Below are 3,604 nucleotides of genomic sequence, written 5' to 3'. Positions count from 1 at the left end.
TTACCGGCGGCGATAATGGCCTTGGTCATGTCGATATCGCCCTGCGACGGCATGGGGTCACCGGAGGGGTGATTATGACTCATCCTGCCGTGGATATAAGGTGTTGATTTGGAATGGAAAAATAAAGCGCTGCAAGGTTTGGGGTTTGTTTATTGGGATGCTTAAACTCTCAGATCGCAATGATGCTCGTCCCCGAACAGAATAGCTGAACTAACATGCGGCTTTGCTCCGTTGTCTCGTCGTCGCACTCTACTCTTGGCCTAGGCAAACGGGGGACCTGATTCGTTGGTGCTTTGACGCTTGAGATCGGCTGGTTTTGGCCCCTAGCGGCCATGTTCCATCTGAATGACGGTCGACAAAGCGGACATACGTGAAGCGCAGCATTCCACCAAGGCGGAAAGTGCAGCGACTTCTGGCTATACACTCAGCACCGGTATTGAGATCCGCGTCGCGCTTGGTTCGTAGTGGAATGGCCGGAGTTTCGGTTGGGCCGGATGCCATGATCAGGTTGACATCAAGTGCTTCAGAGGTGGCCAGGCGGGCGGCTTTCCCGTCTCTCACTCTTTGGCTTCGAGCTTCTGAATTGTCGCTGTAAGCGCCGCCACCCGAGCCTCAACTTGGACGATCCGCCTTTCAAGCACGTCAACCTCGGTTGTCTCGATCGCCATATTGAGGCGATTTACCCATGCCCAGAACGAAGCAAATCTCGATGGCGTTAGAAGGGGTGAAAGCAGAGGCATTTTATTGCGTCAGATGTCGCCGCCGAGGGCCTTAAATACCGCGACACTGGCGCGCGCCGCTCCTATCCGTGCCTGCGAGCGGGCATCGCTGGCGCGGAGGATGGCTTCGTCAGCATACAGGACGTCGAGCAGGCTCATCGCCCCCGTTTTGTAGCCTGTGTCCATGGAGGCGCGGGCACGCTCCAGATCCGTCACCCCTCCGGAAAGCACTCTATATTGGGTGGATTGGCGGTTATAGGCGGAATAGGCGTTTTCAACATCCTCCGTGGCCCGGAGAGCGGCGAGGCGGTAGGCCGCGAGCGCTTCGGCTTCCTGTCCCCTGGCCTGTCTGATCTGAGCGTCAATGCGGGCGAAATCGAACACCCGCCAGCGCAATCCCAGAACGCCTGCGGATTGCCTGGCCCCATCGCTGAACAGTTCGCCACTGGAAACACTTGTCGCGCTGCCGAGCAGACCGCTCAGCGAGAATTTCGGGTAATATTCCGCGACGGCCACACCCTTTCGGGCATGAGCAGCGGCCAGTTGCCGTTCGGCGACAATGAGATCAGGGCGCCGTCGGAGCAGGTCGCCCGGAGTGCCGGAAGGGGCGATCTGTTTCAGGGCAGGAACGGGCGCGGGCTGCGACAATTCAGCGAGATGCGTGCCCGCAGGCGTGCCCAGCAGGATATCCAGAGTGTGGATCGCCGTTTCCTCAGCGTTCTCAAGTATCGGTATCCGCGCCTCGGCTTCTGCAACGGCCGCGGAAGTCTGTCGGACCTGTGATTCCGGAACAAGGCCCTGCGCGTACAGCTTTTCGACCATATCCAGAAGTGAACGGCGAGTTTGAACCTGACGCTGCGCGATATCACTCCGCTCCTGCAGACCTCTTATGACAATGTAGGTATCGACAATAGCGGATGTGATCGACAGGCGGGTAGCGGCCACGGCGGCTTCAGAGGCTTCATAGTCGGCTCGGGCGGCTTCGCGGCTGCGTCGCAAACCGCCTGAAAGATCGATCTCCCAGGACGCGGCCAGATTTAGCTCATAGCTCTCACCGTCCCGATCAAATGCGGGGTTTGCTGACAGCACCTGACCCAAAGGCGTCTGCACAGACTGCGTGCCCTTTGCGGCCTGACCGGCCATAGCGGCGGAGGGTAAAAGAGCGGCCGTTGCTGCCCCGAGACCGGCGCGTGCCTGATCCACGCGCGCGCTGGCCTGTGCCAGATCCAGATTTTGCTGCAGACCCAGAGCGACATACTGATCCAGCAGCGGATCGCCGAATCGCGTCCACCAGGCTGTCATGTCCGTCTGAGTGCCGGGTACATTAGAGGCTTTCACGGGTTGACCGTAAAATTGAGCCGGTAGCGTCACCGAAGAGGCGGTTTGGTTAGCGCCGGTCGCGCATCCTGAAAGTGCGCTGGCGGTGATCAGGGTGACGAAAAGGGACCTCGGATACATCTGCAAATTCCATCAAACGTTTTGTGACTAAAATACATAATGGTCACAAGTTGTCAAATGACAAGTAAGCGCGTATGGTCAGGGGCATGACACAGATGAAAGACTATCCCACCTCGGCCCGTGGTCCGGCAGGCCATGAGGTCAGGGATCAAATCGTCCTGGCCGCGACTGAGCATTTCAGTCGCTACGGATATGAAAAGACCGCAGTGTCTGATCTCGCCAAAGCGATTGGATATTCGAAGGCCTATATCTACAAGTTCTTCGAGTCCAAACAGGCCATCGGCGAAATGATCTGCGCCAATTGCCTCCATGAAATTGAGAAGGAGGTTTCGCAAGCCGTCAATGGCGCGGACACGCCTCCTGAGAAGTTGCGACGCCTTTTCAAATCAGGGGTTGAAGCGAGTCTGCGGCTCTTTTTCCAGGACCGTAAACTCTACGAAATTGCCGCCTCGGCCGCGACCGAGCGCTGGCAATCGGTCGTCACCTACGAAAATCGTATGCAGTCGCTGTTACGCGAGATTCTGCAAGAGGGGCGTCTGTCGGGCGATTTCGAGCGCAAGACCCCTTTGGATGAGACAACGCTTTCCGTCTATCTGGTGCTGCGTCCTTACCTCAATCCCTTACTGCTTCAGTATAGCTTCGATTACACCGAAGCGGCACCGGGTCACCTCTCCAGCCTTGTTCTGCGGAGCCTTTCGCCTTAGCCTCAAAAGTGACACTTGACTAAAATGGTCACTAGTTCCATATGGAAGGTACAGTCAACTTCTAAATGGGGCCGCCATGCGCTCGCGCCGTCTCGCAACCACATCCCTTGTGCTTATCCTGCCGCTGGTCCTCGCCGGCTGCGGTGAAAAACCCGCCGATGATCCCCGGCTTAAAGCGCCCGCTGTGCGGGTCGTGGCGGCCGTCAGCGATGGCGGGGCCTCGCGGTCATTCACTGGCGTCGTGGCCGCCCGCACCCAAAGCGACCTCGGCTTTCGCGTTGGGGGGAAGGTCGTTGAACGGCTCGTCGATGCAGGTCAGCGCGTGACCCGCGGTCAGGCTTTATTTCGTATTGATCCCACAGACCTGAAGCTGGCCGTAAAGGCGCAGGATGATGCCGTTGCCGCAGCGCGTGCTCGCGCGGAGCAGACAGCCGCGGATGAAGCGCGTTTTCGGGCGCTTCGCGGCAGTGGCGCTATATCCGCTTCGGCTTACGATCAGGCAAAGGCCGCAGCGGATGCCGCAAAGTCCCAATTGTCAGCGGCGCAGGCGCAGGCCGATCTGGCGCGAAACGCCAGTCAGTATAGCGTCCTCGTGGCTGACGCTGACGGGGTGATTATGGAAACGCTGGCTGAACCGGGTCAGGTCGTTGGTGCCGGACAGGTTGTGGTGCGTCTGGCTCATGCCGGGCCGCGCGAAGCGATTATCCAGCTCCCCGAAACCCT

General features: G+C 58.7%; 4 protein-coding genes. 2 read left to right on the top strand and 2 right to left on the bottom strand.

Annotation, left to right across the window (positions count from 1 at the left end; genetic code table 11):
- On the bottom strand, nt 1-83 hold an 83-nt coding region (locus tag Q0072_RS04385), incomplete at its 3' end, for a JAB domain-containing protein (protein ID WP_298326278.1).
- Nucleotides 84-749: 666 nt separating this feature from the next.
- Entirely contained in the window at nt 750-2,177 is a 1,428-nt protein-coding gene (locus Q0072_RS04380; RefSeq protein ID WP_298326275.1) for an efflux transporter outer membrane subunit, read from the bottom strand.
- Nucleotides 2,178-2,272: 95 nt separating this feature from the next.
- Between Q0072_RS04380 and Q0072_RS04375 the strand changes: the two genes are divergently transcribed.
- The gene (locus tag Q0072_RS04375) at nt 2,273-2,881 is read left to right on the top strand and encodes a TetR/AcrR family transcriptional regulator (protein WP_298326273.1); all 609 of its coding nucleotides are present in this window, start codon (nt 2,273-2,275) and stop codon (nt 2,879-2,881) included.
- Nucleotides 2,882-2,957: 76 nt separating this feature from the next.
- A partial coding sequence (locus Q0072_RS04370; protein ID WP_298326271.1) for an efflux RND transporter periplasmic adaptor subunit occupies nt 2,958-3,604 on the top strand: 647 nt, incomplete at its 3' end.

Origin of the sequence: Asticcacaulis sp., from assembly GCF_027484505.1 — a bacterium.
Classification (GTDB): domain Bacteria; phylum Pseudomonadota; class Alphaproteobacteria; order Caulobacterales; family Caulobacteraceae; genus Asticcacaulis.
The sequence above is the reverse complement of the archived record's forward strand: the minus strand, read 5'-3'. Positions and strand labels throughout refer to the sequence as shown.